Raw genomic sequence first — 21,919 nt, 5'->3', positions numbered from 1 at the left:
GAAAAATTAATGCATTAGTAAAATAACGTGATTATTAAGCGTTAGTTGAAATTGTAATGTCCATCACAGATCGCTATGTCGCAGCTAAATAATCCATATCTTCACCTTTTCCCACCTGACACTTTTCCTCGCTTTCTCGTAATTTCATTTAACGAATTTTGCTGTTGAGGCAGGAAAAATATGACATCTATAAATGACTCTACCCTAATGCCCGCTGCGCTGCGTGATACTCGCCGCATGAACCAGTTTGTCTCCATTGCCGCCGCCGTGGCTGGCCTGTTATTTGGACTGGATATTGGCGTTATTGCCGGCGCATTACCGTTTATTAGCGATCACTTTACCCTCAGCAGTCGCCTGCAGGAGTGGGTGGTGAGCAGCATGATGCTCGGTGCGGCCATCGGCGCGCTGTTCAACGGCTGGCTGTCGTTTCGTCTGGGGCGCAAATACAGCCTGATGGTCGGGGCAATTCTGTTCGTTGCCGGCTCCATTGGCTCGGCGTTTGCCGCTAACGTTGAAATCCTGCTGCTTTCCCGCGTGCTGCTGGGCGTGGCGGTGGGGATTGCGTCCTACACCGCGCCGCTTTATCTCTCCGAAATGGCGAGCGAAAACGTGCGCGGCAAGATGATCAGCATGTATCAGCTGATGGTCACGCTGGGTATTGTGCTGGCGTTTCTGTCTGACACCTACTTCAGCTACAGCGGCAACTGGCGCGCGATGCTGGGCGTGCTGGCCTTACCGGCGCTGGTGCTGATCGTCCTGGTGATTTTCCTGCCAAACAGCCCGCGCTGGCTGGCGCAAAAAGGGCGCCACGTGGAGGCGGAAGAGGTGCTGCGCATGCTGCGCGATACCTCAGAAAAAGCCCGCGAAGAGCTGAACGAGATCCGCGAAAGCCTGAAGCTGAAGCAGGGAGGCTGGGCGCTGTTTAAAATCAATCGCAACGTGCGCAGGGCGGTATTCCTCGGCATGCTTCTGCAGGCGATGCAGCAGTTCACCGGCATGAACATCATCATGTACTACGCGCCGCGGATTTTCAAAATGGCCGGGTTTACCACCACGGAACAGCAGATGATCGCCACCCTGGTGGTCGGGCTGACCTTCATGTTCGCCACCTTTATTGCCGTGTTCACCGTGGACAAGGCGGGCCGTAAACCTGCGCTGAAAATTGGCTTCAGCGTGATGGCGCTCGGCACGCTGATCCTGGGCTACTGCCTGATGCAGTTTGATAACGGTACGGCCTCAAGCGGGCTTTCCTGGCTTTCTGTCGGGATGACCATGATGTGTATCGCAGGGTACGCGATGAGCGCCGCGCCGGTGGTCTGGATCCTATGCTCCGAAATTCAGCCGCTCAAATGCCGTGACTTTGGCATCACCTGTTCCACGACCACCAACTGGGTATCGAACATGATCATCGGCGCGACGTTCCTGACGCTGCTGGACGCGATTGGCGCAGCGGGAACGTTCTGGCTCTATACCGTGCTGAACGTGGCGTTTATTGGCGTCACGTTCTGGCTGATCCCGGAAACCAAAGGCGTGACGCTGGAACACATCGAGCGCAAGCTGATGGCCGGAGAGAAACTGCGAAACATCGGCGTGTGATCGTATTGCCTGTTTACCTGGCCCAACGTATGCAGGGGATAACCAATGTTTGTTTAAAAGGCGCTGAATGCAGCGCCTTTTTTTATTCGCATCGGATGTGTTAAAAAAAGAAACCAACGAAAAGGAGGGATGATGAAAACGATCGGCCTGTTAGGTGGAATGAGCTGGGAATCGACAATCCCTTATTATCGCCTGATTAACGGAGGGGTGAAACTGCGTCTGGGTGGTTTGCACTCCGCAAGCCTGCTGCTGCACAGCGTTGACTTTCATGAAATCGAAGCCTGCCAGTCGAGCGGCGAGTGGGATAAAGCCGGGGAGATCCTGGCCCAGGCGGCGCTTGGGCTGGAGCGTGCTGGCGCCGAGGGTATAGTGCTTTGTACCAATACCATGCACAAAGTGGCGTCGCATATTGAAGACCGCTGCTCGCTGCCGTTTCTGCATATCGCGGACGCGACCGGGCGTGTGATTGCGGCATCCGGGATGCGCCGCGTAGCGCTTTTGGGTACACGCTACACTATGGAGCAGGATTTTTATCGCGGACGTTTGCACAGTGAATTTGGGATCGAGAGCCTGATCCCGGATGAAGACGATCGGGCGCGCATCAATCAGATTATCTTTGACGAGCTCTGCCTCGGTACCTTCAGCGAATCTTCCCGCGCGTATTACGTCAGCGTTATCGATAAACTCGCGCAGCAGGGGGCCGAAGGGGTGATCTTCGGCTGCACGGAGATCGGTTTGCTGGTACCGGTTGAGCGAAGCCCTCTTCCGGTATTTGATACCACCGCTATCCATGCTGCGGATGCCGTGGCGTTTATGTTGTCCTGAGCACCCGTTCTGGTTTACGTGTTGGCGGCGTCATAGGCGGATTGCGCCGCCACAATGGCATCAATATTATTTTCCACCCAGTGCGCAAGCACCGTCACCGTTTCAGTTAATGTCTGGCCAAGCGGTGTCAGGCTGTACTCGACTGTTACAGGTACCGTGGCGAATATCTTTCGCGACACCAGCCCATCACGTTCCAGCTTGCGTAAAGACTGGGTCAGCACCTTTTTGGTGATTCGCTGAATATCACGTTGAAGATGACTAAAGCGCATCGGTCCCTTCTCCAGACGCGCAAGGATTAACAGTGCCCACTTATCGGCGATACGCGTCAGCACGCCGCGGGTCGGGCAGCGCTCATCGAACACGTTGTAAGGAGGCATCTCCTTTTTCAGAACTGCTGTATGGGTCATGGTGGTTCCCTCGAGGTAACCAGGTGAGGTAAAGGTGCCTTCTTACGCCCGTGAATGTTTGCGTGTATAAAACGACGTAAGGTTTCTATTTGATACCAGGGAACCGAAAATGGCAACGGGCTCGCAGAGCAATTTTAAAGTCGTCTTAATCGTTTGACTCACAAGGCAATATTGCATCAGGAGATCTATCAATGAGCGTTGTAGTTATCTATTATTCTGGCTACGGCCATACCAAACGCGTTGCTGAAACTGTCGCCGAGGGCGCGCAGGCTGAGCTTATCGCCATTGACAGTAATGGCGATATTCAGGAAAGCGACTGGCAAAAACTCAACGATGCCAAAGCGATTATTTTTGGCGCGCCAACCTACATGGGAAGCGTACCGTGGCAGTTTAAGAAATTCGCTGACGCGACCTCTAAAGCCTGGTTCGTGCGTAGCTGGCAGGACAAAGTGTTCGCGGGCTTCAGCAACAGCGCCAGCCTGAACGGTGATAAGCAAGTATCGTTGCAATATCTGCAAACGCTAGCCTCTCAGCACGGTGGGATCTGGGTGAGCCTGGGGCTGCCGCCGTCAAATACTCTCGCGGCAACCCGTCAGGACATTAATAATCTGGGCGGTTCAGTAGGTTTGCTGGTGCAGTCTCCATCAGATGCTGATGCTGGCGCCATTGCCAGTGGCGATCTGCAAACCGCGGTTAAATTCGGCGAGCGTGTTGCGGCCATTGCGAAACGTTTCAACTGAGTTTTCAGACGCCCGCTGTTTAGCGGGGCGTCTGATTCAACATCTTATTTAGCTGGCCCGCCAACATACTTAGCCCTCCCTGCATATGTTCGCTAAACGCCTCCACCAGCGCCGACGCCGGACGATGCAATGGGCGGATTAGGCTAACGGTAAAAGGAACTGAGACGCTAAACCGACGCACAACAATTCCACTTTCCGCATAATCCAGCGCCGTAAGCGGATTCACCACCGCGACGCCGATGCCCGCTCGCACCATCGCGCAAATTGAAGCCGCGCTGTGCGTTTCCACCACCATTCGCCGTTTGACCTGATGCTCGGCAAACAGGGTATCCAGCAGCTGTCTGTAGCTGTCGGTCTGCGACAGGCTAATGTAGTTTTCCCCGTGGAAGTCCTCTGGCGTGAGCACCGCCTTACCGGCAAGCCGATGCCCGGCGGGCAGAACGCACACTTCATCTAACGAAAGTAACTCCGTGCGCGCCGTGCCTGCTGGCGTTGAGAGGTTTTCGGTTAGGCCTAAATCATGGCGCTGAGCCGAAAGCCACTCTTCAAGCAGGGGAGATTCCTGAGGCACGATGGTGAGGCTGACCTCCGGGTATCGCGCCAGAAAGGGCTGCAGCAGCATCGGTAAAAAAGATTGCGAGAAGACGGGCAGGCAGACGATCGATAGCTCGCCCTGGCGAAATTCGCGCAGGCTTTCCGCAGCACTCACTATTCTGTCCAGCCCGTACCAGGAGCGCTGTACTTCCTCGAACAGGCGTAATCCCTGCACCGTAGGGTGAAGCCTGCCCCGGGTGCGTTCGAACAGCTTCAGCCCCAGCACTTTCTCGAAGCGGGCCAGCTCGCGGCTCACCGTCGGCTGCGAGGTATGCAGCATCTGTGCGGCTTCGGTGAGATTGCCGGTGGTCATCACGGCGTGAAAAATCTCGATGTGGCGTAAATTGACGGCGGGCATAGGGCACCTGAAAGCAGAGAACTGTCCATATCATTTTTGCATAGACTCGCGATAAAACGATATTTTTTATTCTCTTTGCGCTGTGGCGTAATCATCAAAACGCATTTATCCGGAGAAGACCATGCCACGCCCGCTGAACCAGACTGATACCGATTTGAACGCCGACAACCTGCTGCGCCTGCCTGCCGAATTTGGCTGTCCGGTGTGGGTCTACGACGCGCAGATTGTCCGCGAGAAGATCGCCGCCCTGCATCAGTTTGACGTGGTGCGTTTTGCCCAGAAGGCCTGCTCCAATATTCATATTCTGCGCCTGATGCGTGAGCAGGGCGTGAAGGTCGACTCCGTCTCGCTTGGCGAAATCGAACGCGCGCTGGCGGCCGGATACGATCCGAAAGCTGACGGCGACGCGATCGTCTTTACCGCCGATGTGATCGACGACGCGACGCTGGCGCGCGTTCACGAGCTGCAGATCCCGGTGAATGCCGGTTCTGTGGATATGCTGGAGCAGCTGGGTCAGGTATCTCCCGGCCATCGCGTCTGGCTGCGGGTGAATCCGGGCTTTGGTCACGGCCACAGCCAAAAAACCAATACCGGCGGCGAAAATAGCAAGCACGGGATCTGGTATGCCGATATGCCTGCCGCGCTGGAGGTATTACAGCGCTACGGCCTGAAGCTGGTGGGTATTCATATGCATATTGGCTCTGGCGTGGATTACGGCCACCTGGAACAGGTGTGCGGCGCGATGGTGCGCCAGGTTGTCGACTTCGGTCAGGATCTGGAGGCGATCTCTGCGGGCGGCGGTCTCTCTATTCCTTATCGCGAAGGGGAAGAGGCGATCGATACCGATCACTATTACGGTCTGTGGAGCGCCGCGCGTGACCAAATCGCCGCGCATCTGGGCCATGCGGTGAAGCTGGAAATTGAGCCGGGTCGTTTCCTGGTGGCGGAAGCCGGCGTGCTGGTTTCGCAGGTACGCAGCGTGAAAGAGATGGGCTCTCGCCACTTCGTCTTGATTGACGCAGGCTTTAACGATTTGATGCGTCCGTCCATGTACGGCAGCTATCACCACATTACCGCCCTGGCTGCTGACGGCCGTGATTTAACGCAGGGGCCGCGCGTTGAGACGGTCGTTGCGGGGCCGCTGTGCGAATCGGGCGACGTGTTCACCCAGCAGGAGGGCGGCAAAGTGGAGACCCGAGCGCTGCCAGAGGTCAAACCGGGCGATTATCTTGTGCTGCACGACACCGGTGCCTACGGGGCGTCTATGTCATCTAACTACAACAGCCGCCCGCTGCTGCCGGAAGTGCTATTTGATAACGGTAAAGCGCGGCTGATCCGCCGTCGCCAGACCATTCAGGAACTGCTGGCTTTAGAACTCATCTGATGAAAGTACGGCCCCGTTGTGACCGAATCGCGTAAGACCAGCGTGCCGGTAAACGGCGGGATGGCATCGACCGGCTGGTTTTTTGCCAGCCGGATCGCCTGATCGATGGCCGTGACAATCATATTGTCGATGGGCAGATAAACCGATGAGAGCGCAGGCTCCAGCCATTTCGCGCTTGGGGCATCGTCAAAGCCGAACAGTGAAATATCCTGCGGGATTTTAAGCCCCGCCTGGTGCAACGCTTTGGACGCACCCAGCGCCATATCGTCGTTACAGGCAAACAGGGCGCTAAACGGTACTCCGTCGGCAATCAATTCCTTGCAAAGCTCGTATCCCCGCGTCATTCCCGCATCGCCGTACTTTATCCGACGCTCGTCCAGACGGATACCATGCTTTTCCAGCGCCTTGCGATAGCCCATCAGCCGCGCTTTACCCGTGGGAGTGTGGATCGGGACGGTGATACAGGCGATCTCCCGATGACCCTGGCCGATCAGGTAATCCACGGCCTTGAATGCGGCATCCTGCTGTTCGAAGAACACGCAGCGATCCGGCGCCTGGCTCACTTCACGGTTAATGACCACCAGCGGCGTTTTCACGGTGTTCATCAGTTTGACGATCGCTTTTTCGCTCATGTAGCGCGTGTAAAGCACGATGGCATCGCACTGGCGATCGGCCAGCATCTGCACCGCCTGTTCTTCCTGTTCCGGCGCGTCGTGACCGTCGGTGACGATCAGCTGTTTTCCGTGAGTTTCAGTTTGCCGCGACGCCTGCTGGAGAAGGCGGCCAAAATAAAAGCCGTCAAAGGTCGAGACGACCAGACCAATGCTGTTGCTGGTCTGGTTAGCCAGCGAGCGCGCGAGAAAGTTCGGGCGATAGCCCAGCTCTTCCATCGCAGCAAACACCTGCTGACGCGTACTCTCTTTGACCTGACCTGTGCCGTTCAGCACGCGCGATACCGTGGCCTTCGACACGCCCGCGCGCAGTGATACATCCAGCATTGTTGCCATTCTACATTCCTGCTTCCACGTAACGATCTGCAGTTTACCACAGAGCTTATGCCGTATAAGCGATGCGGGAAGCGCAAAAACTCTGCCACGATCACGCTTTTTGGTAACGATTCGTCCGGCCAGCCTGAAGTCAAACTCAATAGCCTGACTCTGGTAAGATAATCACCGAACCGGGCTGGAGCATCAGGCCAGTAAATACATGAGAAAATGCAGGTGAAACATGAATAAGGCTGTCATCCTCCCGCTTTACAAGGCTCCACACTTCGCAGAGCAGGTTACCGACTGGATCTGGCAGGCCTTTGGCGAAGGGCTTCCTCGGGAATTTTTCCACAGCATCGTTGAGCACAGCCAGACCCCGGGGGCACTACCGTTAACGTTTATTGCCCTTGAAGGCGAACAGCTTCTTGGCACGGTAGGGCTCTGGCGCTGCGATTTGATCACCCGACAGGATCTCTTTCCATGGCTGGCGGCGCTGTACGTTGATGAGGCGGCGCGAGGTAAGGGGCTGGCGGGACAACTTCAGCAGCATGTTATCGCTTACGCAGCGCAGTCCGGGTATGAGGAGCTCCATCTCTGGTCTGCCTGCCGCGACTTCTACGAACGTTACGGCTGGCAGTACATCGGTGATGGGCTGGAATACCCCAACACGCTGGTTCACCTCTACCGTTATTCGCTCTGCGCTTCTGCAGGCGACGCAACGGAGTGACGACGGACCAGCGTCGGGCTAAACAGATGCGTAATTTCCGGCGGCTGGCGCTGTTCAGCCAGCGCGAGTGCCAGCTCGGCGGCCTGCGTTGCCATGGTGATGATTGGGTAGCGCACGGTGGTCAGACGCGGGCGAACGTAGCGGGAGACCAGCACGTCGTCGAAGCCAATCAGCGAAATTTCTGCCGGTACCTCAATTCCGTTGTCATTCAACACCCCCATCGCCCCTGCTGCCATTGAGTCGTTATAGCTGGCAACCGCCGTGAAATTCCGTCCGCGACCCAGCAGCTCGGTCATTGCCTGTTCACCGCCGCTCTCATCCGGTTCACCGTAGGCCACCAGGCGGTCATTACACGGCAGCCCGTTTTCACGAAGGGCATCGTAGTAGCCCTGCAGGCGGTCCTCTGCATCAGAAATCGGATGATTTGAACAGAGATAGCCAATTCGGGTATGGCCCTGCTGAATAAGGTGCCGCGTTGCAAGCCAGGCACCGTAGCGGTCATCGAGGGCCACGCAGCGTTTTTCAAATCCGGGAATAATGCGGTTGATGATCACCATTCCGGGCATCTGCTTCATCAGGTGAATCAGCTCGGCGTCCGGGATCATTTTGGCGTGAACCACCAGCGCCGCGCAGCGGTGGCGGATCAGCTGTTCAATGGCCTGGCGTTCTTTTTGTTCATTATGATAGCCATTGCCGATCAGCAAAAAATTACCTGTCTGATAAGAAACCTGTTCAACCGCTTTAACCATGGCGCCGAAAAAGGGATCGGAAACATCACCCACCACCAGCCCAATGGTTTCGGTGGACTGCTGGGCGAGCGCGCGGGCATTGGCATTGGGATGATAGTTCAGGGATTCCATGGCGTTTTGTACCGCCTGGCGCGATGCGTCACTGGCTTTTGGGGAGTCGTTAATCACGCGGGAGACGGTTGCCACAGACACGCCTGCCAGACGGGCCACATCCTTTATTGTCGCCATTCATTACCTTCTTATTGGGGGTAAGCGTTTACACACCAAATAGTGTTGCGGAAAAGCGGCGCGCATTCAAGGGGAGCGGATTTCCGCTCTCCACAAACGTGACGCAGGACAACCCTGGTAGTGTAATCGTTACACGCACAGTCATGTCTGAAGAATGTCAATCTGAACCTTTGGTTACACTTTGCCTCAGGCTGTTGCGATTGTCCGATGGCGAGGATGTTAATGAGATTGATACAGTTGAGATCCCAGAGGTATTGATTGGTGAGAATTCTTAGTACGGTTTCGTACTCATCTCTTGCACCAACCTGCGCGGATGCGCAGGTTTTTTTTCGCCTCCACTTTTGCTGTCGCTCCCGTATCACTTCTCGTGTAATCTGCCACCATTTACTATCAACCCTCCACACTGGCTGGCAAAGGGAGTTGAGATGCTATTTGGGTTCTTCCGTACACTGTTCCGTATTCTTTTTCGCATCCACGTCACTGGCGATGCCCTGGCGCTTCGCGGCGAACGCGTTCTTATCACACCAAATCATGTTTCCTTTATAGATGGCATCCTGCTGGCGCTGTTTTTACCCGTGCGCCCGGTGTTTGCGGTCTATACCTCTATCAGCCAGCAGTGGTACATGCGCTGGCTGACGCCGCTGATTGATTTTGTGCCGCTCGACCCGACCAAACCGATGATGATTAAGCATCTGGTGCGTCTGGTTGAGCAAGGGCGTCCGGTGGTTATTTTCCCTGAAGGGCGTATTTCAGTGACCGGTTCGCTGATGAAAATCTACGACGGCGCGGGGTTTGTCGCGGCGAAGTCAAAAGCGACCGTGGTACCGCTGCGCATTGAAGGCGCAGAGCTAACCCATTTCAGCCGCCTGAAGGGGCTGGTGAAGCAGCGTCTGTTCCCTAAAATAACCCTGCATATTCTGCCGCCAACGTCGTTACCGATACCAGAAGCGCCGCGTGCCCGCGATCGCCGTAAAATCGCCGGGGAAATGCTGCACCAGATTATGATGGAAGCGCGCATGGCCGTGCGCCCGCGCGAAACGCTGTATGAATCTCTGCTATCCGCGCAGTACCGCTATGGCGCGAAGAAAAACTGTATCGAAGACATCAACTTTACCCCGGACACCTATCGCAAACTGCTGACCAAAACCCTGTTTGTGGGCCGTATTCTGGAGAAGTACAGCAGAAAAGGCGAAAAGATTGGCCTGATGCTGCCTAACGCGGGCATCAGCGCGGCGGTGATTTTCGGTGCGGTTTCCCGGGGCCGTATCCCGGCAATGATGAACTACACGGCGGGCGTGAAGGGGTTGACCAGCGCCATCACCGCAGCCCAGATTAATACCGTCTTTACCTCCCGACAGTTCCTGGACAAAGGCAAGCTCTGGCACCTTCCCGAGCAGCTCACCCAGGTGCGCTGGGTCTTCCTGGAGGATCTGAAAGCGGACGTGACCAGCGGCGACAAGCTGTGGATTTTTGCGCATCTGCTGATGCCGCGTCTGGCCCAGGTCAAACAGCAGCCGGAAGATGACGCGATTATCCTCTTCACGTCGGGATCGGAGGGCAACCCGAAAGGCGTCGTCCACAGCCACAAGAGCATTCTGGCGAACGTTGAGCAGATCAAAAGCATTGCCGACTTTACCGCGAATGACCGCTTTATGTCGGCGCTGCCGCTTTTCCATTCCTTTGGCCTGACGGTGGGGCTATTCACGCCGCTCCTGACCGGCGCAGAAGTGTTCCTCTACCCGAGCCCGCTGCATTACCGCATTGTGCCGGAGCTGGTCTATGACCGTAACTGCACCGTCCTGTTCGGAACCTCAACCTTCCTGGGCAACTATGCGCGTTTCGCCAATCCGTATGACTTCTATCGCGTGCGGTATGTGGTGGCCGGTGCGGAAAAACTGCAGGAGAGCACGCGTCAGATCTGGCAGGACAAGTTTGGCCTGCGCATTCTTGAAGGCTATGGCGTTACCGAGTGTGCGCCCGTGGTCTCGATTAACGTGCCCATGGCGGCGAAACCAGGTACGGTTGGCCGAATCCTGCCGGGAATGGATGCGCGTCTGCTGGCGGTGCCGGGCATTGAGGACGGTGGCCGTCTGCAGCTGAAAGGGCCAAACGTGATGAACGGTTATCTGCGCGTGGAAAATCCGGGCGTGCTGGAAGCGCCGACAGCGGAAAACGTCAACGGCGAGGTTGAAACCGGCTGGTACGACACCGGGGATATCGTCCGTTTCGATGAGCAGGGCTTTGTACAGATTCAGGGACGCGCGAAACGCTTCGCCAAAATCGCCGGTGAAATGGTCTCTCTGGAAATGGTCGAACAGCTGGCAACGGCCGTGTCTGCGGATAAGATGCATGCTACGGTGGTGAAGAGTGATGTCAGCAAAGGCGAGGCGCTGGTGCTGTTTACGACCGACGCTGAACTTAAGCGCGACAGGTTACTAAGCTATGCGCGTGAACACGGTATCCCTGAACTGGCCGTGCCGCGCGACATTCGCTACCTGAAGCAGCTCCCGGTGCTGGGTAGCGGGAAGCCCGATTTCGTGACCCTGAAAGGCATGGTTGAAGAGGCGGAACAGCAAAATGCGTGAGTCAGTACACACTAACACCTCACTGCGTTCAAAAGGCATGATGGCGGTCATTGCCGCGCAGTTCCTCTCTGCGTTCGGTGATAATGCGCTGTTGTTCGCCACGCTGGCGCTGCTGAAAGCCGAGTTTTACCCCGACTGGAGCCAGCCGATCCTGCAGATGGTGTTTGTGGGCGCTTACATTATCTTTGCTCCGTTCGTCGGGCAGGTAGCGGACAGCTTCCCGAAAGGCCGGGTGATGATGTTTGCCAACGGTCTCAAGCTGCTGGGTGCCGCCAGCATTTGCTTTGGCTTCAATCCGTTTATTGGCTACACGCTGGTGGGCATTGGCGCTGCCGCCTACTCCCCGGCAAAGTATGGAATCCTCGGCGAGCTGACCACGGGCGATAAGCTGGTGAAAGCCAACGGCCTGATGGAGTCGTCAACCATTGCCGCTATTCTGCTCGGATCCGTCGCGGGCGGCGTACTGGCCGACTGGCATGTCCTGGCGGCACTGGGCATCTGCGCGGTGGTGTATGGCGGGGCAGTTGTGGCAAACCTCTTTATTCCGAAGCTGCCAGTGGCTCGCCCGGGACAATCCTGGCGCTTCAAACCGATGACCGGCAGTTTCTTCAACGCGTGCCGCGTGCTGTGGCGTAACGGGGAAACGCGTTTCTCCCTGATGGGGACCAGTATGTTCTGGGGGGCGGGCGTCACGCTGCGCTTCCTGCTGGTCCTGTGGGTGCCGGTGGCGCTGGGCATTACGGACAATGCGACGCCGACCTATCTTAATGCGATGGTGGCCATCGGCATTGTGGTTGGGGCGGGTGCGGCGGCGAAGCTGGTGACGCTCGAGACGGTAGCGCGCTGCATGCCCGCAGGGATCCTGATTGGCGTCGTGGTGCTTATCTTCTCGCTGCAGCATGCGTTATTGCCCGCGTATGTCCTCCTCATCCTGATTGGTATTCTGGGGGGCTTCTTCGTGGTGCCGCTGAACGCGTTGCTGCAGGAACGGGGTAAGCAGACCGTCGGGGCGGGAAATGCTATCGCGGTACAAAACCTGGGTGAAAACCTGGCAATGCTGTTAATGCTGGGGCTCTACTCGCTGGCGGTAAAAGTGGGTGTGCCGGTGGTGGGGATCGGCGTCGGGTTTGGCGGGCTGTTTGCGATTGCGATCGCGGGCTTGTGGATTTGGCAGCGTCGCCGTTGATAAGTGAGGCCTGATGTCCTCACCCCGACCTCTCCCGCAGGGAGAGGGGGCAACCTCTAAAACGGCAACCTGCGTTGCCGTTTTGCTTTTATTAAGGTGCCGGGTAAGTGTATACCTGATGCACCGCTTCAATCTCTGCTAACACGTCTTCACTCAGGTTCAGGTGGAAACTCTCAATATTGGTTTTCAGCTGTTCCATCGTGGTCGCGCCCAGCAGGGTGCTGGCAACAAACGGCTGACGACGCACGAAGGCCAGCGCCATCTGTGCAGGGTCAAGACCGTGACGCTTTGCGATATCCACATAGGCAGCAACGGCTTTCTGCGTCTGCTCTCCGCTGTAGCGGGTGAAGCGGCTAAAGAGGGTATTTCGCGCCCCCGCCGGCTTCGCGCCGTTCAGGTATTTCCCCGTCAGCGTGCCGAAGCCGAGACAGGAATAGGCGAGCAGCTCTACCTCTTCATACTGTGTCACTTCAGCCAGACCCACCTCATAGCTGCGGTTAAGCAAGCTGTACGGGTTCTGGATAGTCACAATACGCGGCAGATCGTGCTTATCCGCCAGGTGCAGATAGCGCATGACCCCAAAGGCCGTTTCGTTAGATACGCCAATGTAGCGGATTTTTCCCGCGCGCTGGCACTCGGTCAGCGCTTCCAGCGTTTCCAGCAGCGTCACGGTGGGGGCGCTCTCATTCCAGCTGTATCCGAGCTTGCCAAAGCAGTTGGTTGGTCGCTGCGGCCAGTGCACCTGGTAGAGGTCGAGATAGTCGGTTTGCAGGCGCTTCAGGCTGGCATCCAGAGCGGCGCGGATATTCTTGCGATCGAGGATCTGGTTCGGACGGATCCCGGTATCGTTATTGCGCGCGGGGCCACTGACTTTTGAGGCAATCACCAGCTTTTCACGGTTGCCGCGCTTTGCCAGCCAGTTACCGACGTAAGTTTCGGTAAGTCCCTGCGTTTCAGGGCGTGGCGGAACTGGGTACATTTCTGCAACATCAATCAGGTTAATGCCCTGGCTGACGGCGTAATCGAGTTGTGCATGGGCATCGGCTTCGCTGTTTTGTTCACCAAATGTCATCGTGCCCAACCCCAGTTGGCTTATTTCCAGAGCGCTGTGGGGGATACGGTGATAATGCATAGCCGGCTTCCTCAGTAGACTTATAGACCGCGTCAGGGCGTGCCCGACAAAGGAATATAAACATGGCAGAGGGGAAGCAAAAGGGGAAGAAAAAAATCAAAAAGGCCAGCAAGCGACTGACCTCTCTCTGATTATCGCTCGATAATTTGCGATACTTCGTCGCGATTGATCTGCATTTTATTGCCTTCCTGGTCGCGGTAGCTGACCAGACCGGTATCATCGTCGACTTCGGGTTTGCCATCGGTCAGGATCATTCGACCATCTTTTGTCGCCATGACGTAATCGCTGCTACAGCCCGATACGGCAAACGCTAAACCGACTGCTGACACTAATACTGCCCATTTTTTCATCGTTATCGTCCTCATCTGGCTTGTATCAAATCATAATCTAGTATTAACCCGATATGGCGACTTGAGGAAGCGGTAAAATCTTAAAAAGCAGTCGATTATGTTTGAGAGCTCGCAAAATAAGTAAAAAACTATGTTTTTAACAGGAAATGACGTGCCAGGAGCGCGCCGGTGAAATTCTTTTTGAGATAAAAACCGCGCGGCAACGTCAGTATCGGTTCACCCTGCGCGCCGATTGCCTCGGTAAGTGCTTTACTGTTGGCCGCTTTCGGACGCAGCTGTAACACTTCTCCGTGTCGGGCGGTGATGCGCTCTACCTGCCCAAGCACAATCATGTCCATCAGCTCTTCCCAGTCCAGGCGCAGCTGATGCTCTTCATCCTCGTCCGGGCTCCAGAGCAGCGGTGCGCCAACGCGACGGTCAGCCAGGGGGATCTGACGCTCACCTTCAACCGGTACCCATAATACGCGCTTCAGCTTGTGGCGAACGTGACTGGTTTCCCACGTCACGCCGGTATTGCCGGTTAATGGCGCAACGCAGACAAAAGTGGTCTCAAGCGGCTTGCCCTGGCTGTCTACAGGGATAGTTTTTAACTCCACGCCAAGTGCAGCAAAATCCTGCTCAGGTTTGCTCCCTGCGCTGGCACCCAGCCATAGTTCAAGCAGCATGCCGATCCAGCCTTTATCCCGCTTAAGATCCTTCGGGATCTGAAGCCCTGCCATTGCCGCCAGCTCGCCAAGCGAAAAGCCTGCAAGACGCTGTGCCTGCTGTAGCAACTGGCCCTCGCTGGACGGCGGTGAGAGCAAGGGTGTAAGCGGATGCATGATGGTAACCTTTTGATTAAAAAATAAACGAAGAAATTGTCCCCTGTGGATAGAGTTTAACTATTTCTGTACGAATATTCCATGTACATGATTTATATGTTTTTTTACTGGTTTGAAATCGTTTCACCAGAGTCGGAAAACGGGTTGTTCAAATCTGGTCACTGACAATGAACAGGATCTTACACCATGTTATCCACAGAAAAATGGGATAACTGGGCATAACCCTGACTACTGTTTCAATTTACAGCCTTGACGTGCGAGGAAAATCGAAATTTCAAACAAATTGTGACTAACTTATTGGCACAATCTGTGGATAAAACCGACGCTGTTCGATCTTTCATCAGCACGACGATCTCTGATGTGACGAACGTCACGCTATTCTGTTTTGTGTTCATGAAAATACATTTAACTATATGAAAATAATTGCATTATTGAATTGCGCTAAAAAGGGGGGGACGGCGTTGTTTGAGGTTGTTCATCGGTAATTAGACACTTCTTCACAACTATATCCACAGAAAAGGTGAATAAAATTCCTTTTAATGGCTCTCATCTGTTTATAACTCAGCACTTATTTGTGAGTTATTCAAATGTTATTAGGTTGCAGCCCTGTAAGAGAGTGGTTTACCGCCTCCCTGTAGTGTGAAACAATCATTCATATATAAGGTTTAGTTTGGGGTAGTCCGGTGATTGATGACGATGGCTACCGCCCGAACGTAGGAATAGTAATTTGTAATCGTCAGGGCCAGGTAATGTGGGCCCGGCGATATGGTCAGCACTCCTGGCAGTTCCCGCAAGGCGGGATCAATCCGGGAGAGTCCCCAGAACAAGCGATGTACCGGGAGCTTTTTGAAGAGGTCGGTTTGAGCCGGAAAGATGTTCGCATCCTGGCTTCGACCCGCAACTGGTTGCGTTACAAGTTACCGAAACGTTTGGTGCGTTGGGACACAAAGCCGGTTTGTATCGGCCAGAAACAGAAGTGGTTTCTGTTGCAGTTGGTGGGCAACGATTCAGACATCAATATGCAAACCAGCAGTACGCCGGAGTTCGATGGCTGGCGCTGGGTGAGCTATTGGTATCCTGTTCGTCAGGTCGTGTCATTTAAACGCGATGTTTACCGTAGGGTGATGAAAGAGTTTGCAAGTGTGGTAATGCAGCTTCAGGAGATCCCGCCTAAGCCGCAGAGCGCACCTGCCTGGCGACGTAAAAGAGGTTAAGCTACGCAAATCATGCTCACCCGCTTGCGAGAAATAGTCGAGAAGGTGGCCAGCGCTCCGCGTCTGAACGAGGCGCTGAATATTCTGGTCACCGACATCTGTCTTGCGATGGAGACCGAGGTCTGTTCGGTGTATCTGGCCGACCACGATCGGCGCTGCTATTACCTGATGGCGACCCGTGGTTTGAAGAAGCCACGTGGACGCACCGTAACGCTCGCATTTGATGAGGGTATCGTCGGTCTTGTTGGGCGGCTGGCTGAACCCATCAACCTTGCTGACGCGCAAAAACACCCCAGCTTTAAATACATCCCTTCCGTAAAAGAAGAGCGCTTCCGCGCTTTCCTTGGCGTACCGATTATCCAGCGTCGCCAGCTGCTCGGCGTGCTGGTCGTCCAGCAGCGTGAGCTACGTCAGTATGACGAAAGCGAGGAGTCTTTCCTCGTCACGCTGGCCACGCAGATGGCGGCGATCCTCTCCCAGTCTCAGCTTGCCGCGCTCTTTGGCCAGTATCGCCATACGCGCATTCGTGCCCTTCCGGCATCGCCAGGCGTAGCGATTGCTGAAGGCTGGATGGATGCCACGCTGCCGCTGATGGAGCAGGTTTACGAAGCCTCAACGCTTGATGAAGCGCTTGAGCGCGAGCGTCTTACCGCCGCGCTGGAAGAGGCGGCGAATGAATTCCGTCGTTACAGCAAACGTTTTGCCGCAGGTGCGCAAAAAGAGACGGCGGCCATTTTCGACCTCTATTCGCACCTGCTTTCCGATGCGCGTCTGCGTCGTGAGCTTTTTGCTGAAGTGGATAAAGGCTCGGTCGCGGAGTGGGCCGTTAAGAAGGTTATCGAGAAATTTGCCGACCAATTTGCGGCATTGACCGACGGTTACCTGAAAGAGCGGGCTGGAGATCTCCGGGCCCTGGGGCAACGTCTGCTGTTCCATCTTGATGACACCATTCAGGGGCCGAATGCCTGGCCTCAACGGTTTGTTCTGGTCGCCGATGAACTGTCGGCAACCACGCTGGCTGAACTGCCGCAGGACAGGCTGGCCGGTGTCGTGGTGCGCGATGGTGCCGCCAACTCACACGCCGCCATTATGGTGCGCGCGCTGGGTATCCCTACCGTTATGGGGGCGGACATTCAGCCGTCGGTACTGCACCGACGTACGCTGGTGGTCGACGGCTATCGCGGTGAGCTGCTGGTCGATCCTGAGCCGGTTCTTCTCCAGGAATACCAGCGACTTATCAGCGAAGAGAATGAATTAAGCAAGCTGGCGGAAGATGACGTTAACCTGCCCGCACAGCTTAAGAGCGGCGAGCGTATCAAAGTCATGCTCAACGCCGGTTTAAGCCCTGAGCATGAAGAAAAGCTTGGCAGCCGCATCGACGGCATTGGCTTATACCGTACTGAAATCCCGTTCATGCTGCAGAGCGGTTTCCCCTCCGAAGAGGAGCAGGTGGCGCAGTATCAGGGGATGCTGCAGATGTTTAACGACAAACCTGTCACCCTGCGAACCCTGGATGTCGGGGCGGATAAACAGCTGCCCTATATGCCGATCAGCGAAGAAAACCCGTGCCTGGGCTGGCGTGGGATCCGCATTACGCTCGATCAGCCGGAGATCTTCCTGATCCAGGTGCGCGCGATGCTGCGCGCCAACGCGGCGACGGGCAATCTCAGCATCCTGCTGCCGATGGTCACCAGCATTGATGAGATAGACGAGTCGCGGCGGCTGATCGAACGTGCCGGGCGTGAAGTGGAAGAGATGATCGGCTATGCGATCCCGAAACCGCGGATCGGCGTGATGCTTGAAGTGCCGTCTATGGTCTTTATGCTGCCGCAGCTGGCAAGCCGTGTTGATTTTATCTCTGTCGGCACGAACGACCTGACGCAATATATTCTGGCCGTCGACCGCAACAATACCCGCGTCGCCAGTATCTACGACAGCCTGCATCCGGCGATCATTCGCGCGTTAGCGATGATTGCCCGTGAAGCGGAGCAGTACGGCATTGATTTACGCCTGTGCGGTGAAATGGCCGGGGATTCCATGTGCGTTGCGATCCTGATTGGTCTGGGATACCGCCATCTGTCGATGAACGGTCGCGCTGTCGCCCGCGTGAAATACCTGCTGCGACATATCGACATCAATGATGCTCGCGAACTCGCAGAACGCAGCCTTGAGGCGCAGCTGGCTGCTGAGGTCCGTCACCAGGTCGCGGCGTTTATGGAACGACGCGGTATGGGCGGCCTAATCCGCGGCGGCCGCTAATCGTCTTTCTCCCTCTCCCGGTGGGAGAGGGCACCAGCGGGCATAACAACCTATACACATCTTTTACATCTCGGGCGCATCCTCCGCGCCCGCCTTATGCTATGATTCGCAACTTTGGAGCCTCTGCTTACGGCAGAATCGCATTTCTACCGCTGTCCACTTTCAGCGGAATAACAACATCTTGTGGTGACAGATGAACAGTGGTTATCTGCATTTTCCGGAATTTGATCCGGTCATTTTCTCAGTAGGACCTGTTTCGCTTCACTGGTACGGTCTGATGTACCTGGTGGGCTTCATTTTTGCCATGTGGCTCGCTGGCCGTCGCGCCAGTCGTCCCGGCAGCGGCTGGACGAAAAACGAAGTCGAAAACCTGCTCTATGCGGGCTTCCTCGGCGTGTTCCTCGGTGGCCGTATTGGGTACGTGCTGTTCTATAACTTCCCTGTATTCCTGAACGATCCCCTCTATCTGTTCCGTGTCTGGGACGGCGGCATGTCCTTCCACGGCGGCCTGATTGGGGTGATCCTGGTGATGGTGATTTTTGCCAAACGCACCAAACGCAACTTCTTCCAGGTTTCAGATTTTATCGCGCCGCTGATCCCGTTTGGTCTGGGCGCCGGTCGTCTGGGTAACTTTATCAACGGTGAGCTGTGGGGCCGCGTCGACCCGAGCGTGCCTTACACGATGCTCTTCCCGGGCTCCCGCGCGGAAGATATCGCGCTGCTGCCATCACATCCGGAGTGGCAGTCCATTTTCGATACCTACGGCGTTCTGCCGCGCCATATGTCTCAGCTGTACGAGCTGGCGCTGGAAGGCGTGGTGCTGTTTATCATTCTCAACCTGTTTATCCGCAAACCGCGTCCGATGGGCGCTGTCTCCGGCCTGTTCCTTATTGGCTACGGCGCATTCCGTATTATCGTCGAGTTCTTCCGTCAGCCAGACGCACAGTTTACCGGCGAATGGGTACAGTACATCAGCATGGGGCAGATCCTCTCCATACCGATGATTGTCGCGGGTGCCATTATGATGATTTGGGCGTATCGTCGTCGTCCACAGCAACAAATTTCCTGAGGAACCATGAAACAGTATCTTGAATTGATGAAAAAAGTGCTCGACGAGGGCACGCCGAAAAACGACCGAACCGGCACCGGTACGCTCTCCATTTTTGGCCACCAGATGCGCTTCAACCTGCAGGAAGGCTTCCCTCTGGTGACGACAAAGCGCTGCCACCTGCGCTCGATCATTCATGAACTGCTCTGGTTCCTGCAAGGCGATACCAACATAGCGTATCTGCACGAAAATAACGTCTCAATCTGGGACGAATGGGCAGATGAAAATGGCAACCTGGGCCCGGTTTACGGCAAGCAGTGGCGCGCATGGCCAACGCCTGATGGCCGCCATATTGACCAGATCACCACCGTGATGAACCAGCTGAAAAACGATCCGGACTCGCGCCGCATCATCGTTTCCGCCTGGAACGTCGGCGAGCTGGATAAAATGGCGCTGGCACCGTGCCATGCGTTCTTCCAGTTCTATGTGGCGGATGGGAAGCTCTCCTGCCAGCTCTACCAGCGCTCCTGTGACGTGTTCCTCGGCCTGCCGTTTAACATTGCCAGCTATGCGCTGTTGGTCCACATGATGGCGCAGCAGTGCGATCTGGAAGTGGGTGATTTTGTCTGGACCGGAGGGGATACCCATCTCTACAGCAACCATATGGAACAGACGCATCTCCAGCTGACGCGCGAACCGCGTGCGCTGCCGAAGCTGGTTATCAAGCGCAAACCGGCATCAATCTTCGATTACCGCTTTGATGATTTCGAAATTGAGGGCTACGACCCACATCCGGGCATCAAAGCGCCCGTCGCTATCTGATGCGATAAAGCGTGACACAACCGGTGCTGTTTAGCGCCGGTTTTTTTTCGCCTATATCCCGTTTCCCGAAGCGCTATCCAGAAAGCGTGCAACACGCTGCAACCCTCCCAATTCTGCGGATAACGCCTCGTAAAACGATATTTCGATGCTCGTCATGTTCACGGCGCTTCGCCACACTCCCGGTATGAAAAAAGAGAACGGTTTTACGCTTATCGAAACGCTGGTCGCCATATCGCTTGTCGTTATTCTTAGCGCCTCAGGGCTGTACGGATGGGACAGCTGGCAGCGGCAGCAGCGGCTGTGGCAAACCGCCAGTCAGGTGCGAGATTACCTGCTTTTTCTACGCAATCATGCCAACCGCTACAACCGCGACCATCAAATTACCCATCAGCGGGTGGGAGGCCGGGACTGTCTGGTGAGCTCTGCCGCCCAAGGCTGTGAGAAGGGCAGTCCCTTTGTGCTGATACCACTCTGGCCTGAAGTCGCGATCGGCGAGGTAACGCCGTCGCTCGCGTTCTATGGATTAAGGGATACGGCGTGGGCAGGGCGGATACGCGTTCAAAGCCGTGCAGGAGAGTGGCTGATTATTGTCTCAAATGGAGGACGCATCAGGATGTGTAAGGTTATTGGGGGAGGTTCATGTCGATGAGGCAGCGTGGTTTCTCGCTGACTGAAGTTCTGATTGCTACGGCGATTAGCAGCCTTTTGCTGATAAGCGCATCGCGATTTTTACCCGGCTTGCAGCGAGCGGTCTTAGTGCAATCCGGCCAGAGAGAACTAGAGGAAGAGGTCTGGCATCATCTGTTTTCCGTGGGCAAACAGCTTCAGCGTGCGGGGTACTGCGCGGGAAACTGTCAGGGGCAGGCGCTGGTGACCGCGAGGCTTGGAAGTTGCGTCATTGTGCGGTCGGACGCCAACAGTAACGGCAACTGGGATAACAGCGCATCAGAAAATGACAGCACCGGTTTTCGTCTGGAGTCGGGGGCGCTGGAAACCCTGCGTGGAGCGACCTCATGTGAAGGAAAAGGATGGGAAAAGCTTACTGACCCGAGCAGGCTTACGATCGCGCATTTTGTGGTAAGAACAGTGGAGCATGCCGGTTTTGCGCCTGAGGTGAATATCGAAATGGCGGCGATTCGCAAAGGCGAGAAGGGGGAGCCCTGGCAGGCGTTGTATACGGTCACGGGATACAACCTGTGAATCGTCAACGCGGCATATCTTCGCTGGCGCTGGTTCTGCTTTTACTGGTGCTCGGGACACTGATCCTCACGGGTCTCAATCAGCAGATCATAACGTTTAGCGCGCTCGTTGGCGGCGAGAGCCGCTCGCTTCAGCAGCAGGCGACGGTACAGTCAGCGCTTGAGTGGGGACGTGTTCAGAGCTGGTCGTCAGATCCCCAGGTTCAGTGCAAAAAGACACCTGCGTGGCGAGTGTGTCTGCGCCAGCTGAGTGAGGGGCGCGCGTTACTGATTGCCGGAGATAGTGGCCTGTTGCTCTGGCGCGCAGCAGAGATTGTCGACGGGAAAGTTCGTTTTTCGCCTCACGGCTGGAGTGATTTTTGTCCCCTTAAGGAGAGCGCGTTATGCCAGCTGCCGTGAGCAGAGAAAAAGGGTTTAGCATGGTGGAAGTCCTGCTGGCGATGCTGCTGCTGGTGATCGTCGTGACGGCTTTGTCGGGTTATCACCGGGCGCTGGCGGGGCGGTTCACCCTGTTTAACCAGTATCGCCAGCTCTGGCACCATGCCTGGAATCAGTCTCAGCTCTCAACAAATGTTCTCCCTGCAGGCTGGCAGGCCAGTCGGGGGCAGACAACGCACGCAGGATGTGTCAGCATCACGGTTACACTTATTTCTCCTCTGGGACGGCGCGGTGAGTTAACGCGTCTGCATTGCCCGGTTAGCCAGTAGTC

22 protein-coding genes are annotated in these 21,919 nt (G+C 55.8%); 15 read left to right on the top strand and 7 right to left on the bottom strand.

What is annotated here, in order from left to right; translation table 11 throughout:
* Positions 1 to 180 precede the first annotated feature (180 nt).
* On the top strand, positions 181 to 1,596 hold the full coding sequence (araE, locus tag F0319_RS17690; protein ID WP_149367469.1) for an arabinose-proton symporter AraE: 1,416 nt from the start codon (positions 181 to 183) through the stop codon (positions 1,594 to 1,596).
* Positions 1,597 to 1,728: 132 nt separating this feature from the next.
* Positions 1,729 to 2,421, top strand: a complete 693-nt coding sequence (locus tag F0319_RS17685; RefSeq protein WP_149367475.1) for an aspartate/glutamate racemase — start codon at positions 1,729 to 1,731, stop codon at positions 2,419 to 2,421.
* 14 nt (positions 2,422 to 2,435) lie between these two features.
* Here F0319_RS17685 and F0319_RS17680 read toward each other — a convergent pair whose 3' ends face one another.
* On the bottom strand, positions 2,436 to 2,828 hold the full coding sequence (locus tag F0319_RS17680) for a winged helix-turn-helix transcriptional regulator (protein ID WP_111966092.1): 393 nt from the start codon (positions 2,826 to 2,828) through the stop codon (positions 2,436 to 2,438).
* 191 nt (positions 2,829 to 3,019) lie between these two features.
* Here F0319_RS17680 and F0319_RS17675 point away from each other — a divergent pair, with 191 nt between their 5' ends.
* Positions 3,020 to 3,568, top strand: coding sequence for a flavodoxin family protein (locus F0319_RS17675; protein WP_045909897.1), 549 nt, complete (start codon positions 3,020 to 3,022; stop codon positions 3,566 to 3,568).
* Positions 3,569 to 3,587: 19 nt separating this feature from the next.
* On the opposite strand, the gene F0319_RS17670 is transcribed toward F0319_RS17675, so the two are convergent.
* The gene (locus F0319_RS17670) at positions 3,588 to 4,520 is read right to left on the bottom strand and encodes a LysR family transcriptional regulator (protein ID WP_149367468.1); all 933 of its coding nucleotides are present in this window, start codon (positions 4,518 to 4,520) and stop codon (positions 3,588 to 3,590) included.
* Positions 4,521 to 4,641: 121 nt separating this feature from the next.
* On the opposite strand from F0319_RS17670, the gene lysA reads away from it, so the two are divergent.
* Positions 4,642 to 5,904 carry a diaminopimelate decarboxylase gene (gene lysA / locus F0319_RS17665; RefSeq protein WP_111966090.1) on the top strand — a complete coding sequence of 421 codons (1,263 nt, stop codon included), beginning with the start codon at positions 4,642 to 4,644 and terminating at the stop codon, positions 5,902 to 5,904.
* On the opposite strand, the gene F0319_RS17660 is transcribed toward lysA, so the two are convergent.
* Positions 5,874 to 6,911, bottom strand: a complete 1,038-nt coding sequence (locus tag F0319_RS17660) for a LacI family DNA-binding transcriptional regulator (RefSeq protein ID WP_127732220.1) — start codon at positions 6,909 to 6,911, stop codon at positions 5,874 to 5,876. The two genes, lysA and F0319_RS17660, sit on opposite strands and share 31 nt — an antisense overlap.
* A gap of 220 nt (positions 6,912 to 7,131) precedes the next feature.
* Here F0319_RS17660 and F0319_RS17655 point away from each other — a divergent pair, with 220 nt between their 5' ends.
* On the top strand, positions 7,132 to 7,617 hold the full coding sequence (locus tag F0319_RS17655; RefSeq protein ID WP_149367467.1) for a GNAT family N-acetyltransferase: 486 nt from the start codon (positions 7,132 to 7,134) through the stop codon (positions 7,615 to 7,617).
* Here F0319_RS17655 and galR read toward each other — a convergent pair.
* A complete protein-coding gene (galR, locus tag F0319_RS17650; protein ID WP_127732218.1) occupies positions 7,578 to 8,594 on the bottom strand; it encodes an HTH-type transcriptional regulator GalR in 1,017 nt (338 codons plus the stop codon). The two genes, F0319_RS17655 and galR, sit on opposite strands and share 40 nt — an antisense overlap.
* Before the next feature lie 425 nt (positions 8,595 to 9,019).
* On the opposite strand from galR, the gene aas reads away from it, so the two are divergent.
* On the top strand, positions 9,020 to 11,179 hold the full coding sequence (gene aas / locus F0319_RS17645) for a bifunctional acyl-ACP--phospholipid O-acyltransferase/long-chain-fatty-acid--ACP ligase (protein ID WP_149367466.1): 2,160 nt from the start codon (positions 9,020 to 9,022) through the stop codon (positions 11,177 to 11,179).
* Entirely contained in the window at positions 11,172 to 12,365 is a 1,194-nt protein-coding gene (gene lplT / locus F0319_RS17640; RefSeq protein WP_111966085.1) for a lysophospholipid transporter LplT, read from the top strand. Before aas ends, lplT begins: the two co-directional genes overlap by 8 nt.
* 91 nt (positions 12,366 to 12,456) lie before the next feature.
* On the opposite strand, the gene F0319_RS17635 is transcribed toward lplT, so the two are convergent.
* The 3 genes from F0319_RS17635 to mutH all read right to left on the bottom strand — a co-directional run bounded on the left by F0319_RS17635 (position 12,457) and on the right by mutH (position 14,668).
* Positions 12,457 to 13,497: an NADP(H)-dependent aldo-keto reductase gene (locus F0319_RS17635; protein WP_111966084.1), complete on the bottom strand. Its 1,041-nt coding sequence runs from the start codon at positions 13,495 to 13,497 to the stop codon at positions 12,457 to 12,459.
* 131 nt (positions 13,498 to 13,628) lie between these two features.
* Positions 13,629 to 13,847: a YgdI/YgdR family lipoprotein gene (locus tag F0319_RS17630; RefSeq protein WP_008499668.1), complete on the bottom strand. Its 219-nt coding sequence runs from the start codon at positions 13,845 to 13,847 to the stop codon at positions 13,629 to 13,631.
* 128 nt (positions 13,848 to 13,975) lie between these two features.
* A complete protein-coding gene (gene mutH, locus F0319_RS17625; protein ID WP_111966083.1) occupies positions 13,976 to 14,668 on the bottom strand; it encodes a DNA mismatch repair endonuclease MutH in 693 nt (230 codons plus the stop codon).
* A 683-nt stretch (positions 14,669 to 15,351) separates the two neighbouring features.
* On the opposite strand from mutH, the gene rppH reads away from it, so the two are divergent.
* The 8 genes from rppH to F0319_RS17585 all read left to right on the top strand — a co-directional run bounded on the left by rppH (position 15,352) and on the right by F0319_RS17585 (position 21,917).
* The gene (gene rppH, locus F0319_RS17620) at positions 15,352 to 15,882 is read left to right on the top strand and encodes an RNA pyrophosphohydrolase (RefSeq protein ID WP_013098553.1); all 531 of its coding nucleotides are present in this window, start codon (positions 15,352 to 15,354) and stop codon (positions 15,880 to 15,882) included.
* A gap of 12 nt (positions 15,883 to 15,894) precedes the next feature.
* Complete coding sequence (gene ptsP / locus F0319_RS17615) at positions 15,895 to 18,141, top strand: phosphoenolpyruvate--protein phosphotransferase (protein ID WP_111966082.1); 2,247 nt, start codon at positions 15,895 to 15,897, stop codon at positions 18,139 to 18,141.
* 193 nt (positions 18,142 to 18,334) lie between these two features.
* Positions 18,335 to 19,210: a prolipoprotein diacylglyceryl transferase gene (gene lgt / locus F0319_RS17610; RefSeq protein WP_023309046.1), complete on the top strand. Its 876-nt coding sequence runs from the start codon at positions 18,335 to 18,337 to the stop codon at positions 19,208 to 19,210.
* Positions 19,211 to 19,216: 6 nt separating this feature from the next.
* Positions 19,217 to 20,011, top strand: a complete 795-nt coding sequence (gene thyA, locus F0319_RS17605) for a thymidylate synthase (RefSeq protein WP_111966081.1) — start codon at positions 19,217 to 19,219, stop codon at positions 20,009 to 20,011.
* Between the two features lie 184 nt (positions 20,012 to 20,195).
* Positions 20,196 to 20,660: a prepilin peptidase-dependent protein gene (locus F0319_RS17600; protein ID WP_111966104.1), complete on the top strand. Its 465-nt coding sequence runs from the start codon at positions 20,196 to 20,198 to the stop codon at positions 20,658 to 20,660.
* Positions 20,651 to 21,211: a prepilin peptidase-dependent protein gene (locus F0319_RS17595; protein ID WP_133295082.1), complete on the top strand. Its 561-nt coding sequence runs from the start codon at positions 20,651 to 20,653 to the stop codon at positions 21,209 to 21,211. The genes F0319_RS17600 and F0319_RS17595 overlap by 10 nt, the downstream gene beginning before the upstream one ends.
* A complete protein-coding gene (locus F0319_RS17590) occupies positions 21,208 to 21,609 on the top strand; it encodes a DUF2509 family protein (RefSeq protein ID WP_149367465.1) in 402 nt (133 codons plus the stop codon). Before F0319_RS17595 ends, F0319_RS17590 begins: the two co-directional genes overlap by 4 nt.
* Entirely contained in the window at positions 21,594 to 21,917 is a 324-nt protein-coding gene (locus tag F0319_RS17585) for a prepilin-type N-terminal cleavage/methylation domain-containing protein (RefSeq protein ID WP_149367464.1), read from the top strand. Before F0319_RS17590 ends, F0319_RS17585 begins: the two co-directional genes overlap by 16 nt.
* The last annotated feature ends 2 nt before the right edge of the window (positions 21,918 to 21,919 follow it).

It is taken from the genome of Enterobacter vonholyi (assembly GCF_008364555.1).
Taxonomy (GTDB): Bacteria; Pseudomonadota; Gammaproteobacteria; order Enterobacterales; family Enterobacteriaceae; genus Enterobacter; species Enterobacter vonholyi.
This window is presented reverse-complemented; position numbering and strand designations above follow the sequence as displayed.

Bases quoted from the DNA above. Each gene is read 5' to 3' on its own strand.
- aas (WP_149367466.1), top strand. From the start codon at position 9,020: ATGCTATTTGGGTTCTTCCGTACACTGTTCCGTATTCTTTTTCGCATC.
- F0319_RS17675 (WP_045909897.1), top strand. From the start codon at position 3,020: ATGAGCGTTGTAGTTATCTATTATTCTGGCTACGGCCATACCAAACGC.
- araE (WP_149367469.1), top strand. From the start codon at position 181: ATGACATCTATAAATGACTCTACCCTAATGCCCGCTGCGCTGCGTGAT.
- F0319_RS17680 (WP_111966092.1), bottom strand. From the start codon at position 2,828: ATGACCCATACAGCAGTTCTGAAAAAGGAGATGCCTCCTTACAACGTG.
- thyA (WP_111966081.1), top strand. From the start codon at position 19,217: ATGAAACAGTATCTTGAATTGATGAAAAAAGTGCTCGACGAGGGCACG.
- lgt (WP_023309046.1), top strand. From the start codon at position 18,335: ATGAACAGTGGTTATCTGCATTTTCCGGAATTTGATCCGGTCATTTTC.
- F0319_RS17670 (WP_149367468.1), bottom strand. From the start codon at position 4,520: ATGCCCGCCGTCAATTTACGCCACATCGAGATTTTTCACGCCGTGATG.
- F0319_RS17585 (WP_149367464.1), top strand. From the start codon at position 21,594: ATGCCAGCTGCCGTGAGCAGAGAAAAAGGGTTTAGCATGGTGGAAGTC.
- F0319_RS17660 (WP_127732220.1), bottom strand. From the start codon at position 6,911: ATGGCAACAATGCTGGATGTATCACTGCGCGCGGGCGTGTCGAAGGCC.
- F0319_RS17630 (WP_008499668.1), bottom strand. From the start codon at position 13,847: ATGAAAAAATGGGCAGTATTAGTGTCAGCAGTCGGTTTAGCGTTTGCC.
- F0319_RS17600 (WP_111966104.1), top strand. From the start codon at position 20,196: ATGAAAAAAGAGAACGGTTTTACGCTTATCGAAACGCTGGTCGCCATA.
- lplT (WP_111966085.1), top strand. From the start codon at position 11,172: ATGCGTGAGTCAGTACACACTAACACCTCACTGCGTTCAAAAGGCATG.
- F0319_RS17595 (WP_133295082.1), top strand. From the start codon at position 20,651: ATGTCGATGAGGCAGCGTGGTTTCTCGCTGACTGAAGTTCTGATTGCT.
- ptsP (WP_111966082.1), top strand. From the start codon at position 15,895: ATGCTCACCCGCTTGCGAGAAATAGTCGAGAAGGTGGCCAGCGCTCCG.
- F0319_RS17655 (WP_149367467.1), top strand. From the start codon at position 7,132: ATGAATAAGGCTGTCATCCTCCCGCTTTACAAGGCTCCACACTTCGCA.
- mutH (WP_111966083.1), bottom strand. From the start codon at position 14,668: ATGCATCCGCTTACACCCTTGCTCTCACCGCCGTCCAGCGAGGGCCAG.
- F0319_RS17685 (WP_149367475.1), top strand. From the start codon at position 1,729: ATGAAAACGATCGGCCTGTTAGGTGGAATGAGCTGGGAATCGACAATC.
- galR (WP_127732218.1), bottom strand. From the start codon at position 8,594: ATGGCGACAATAAAGGATGTGGCCCGTCTGGCAGGCGTGTCTGTGGCA.
- lysA (WP_111966090.1), top strand. From the start codon at position 4,642: ATGCCACGCCCGCTGAACCAGACTGATACCGATTTGAACGCCGACAAC.
- F0319_RS17635 (WP_111966084.1), bottom strand. From the start codon at position 13,497: ATGCATTATCACCGTATCCCCCACAGCGCTCTGGAAATAAGCCAACTG.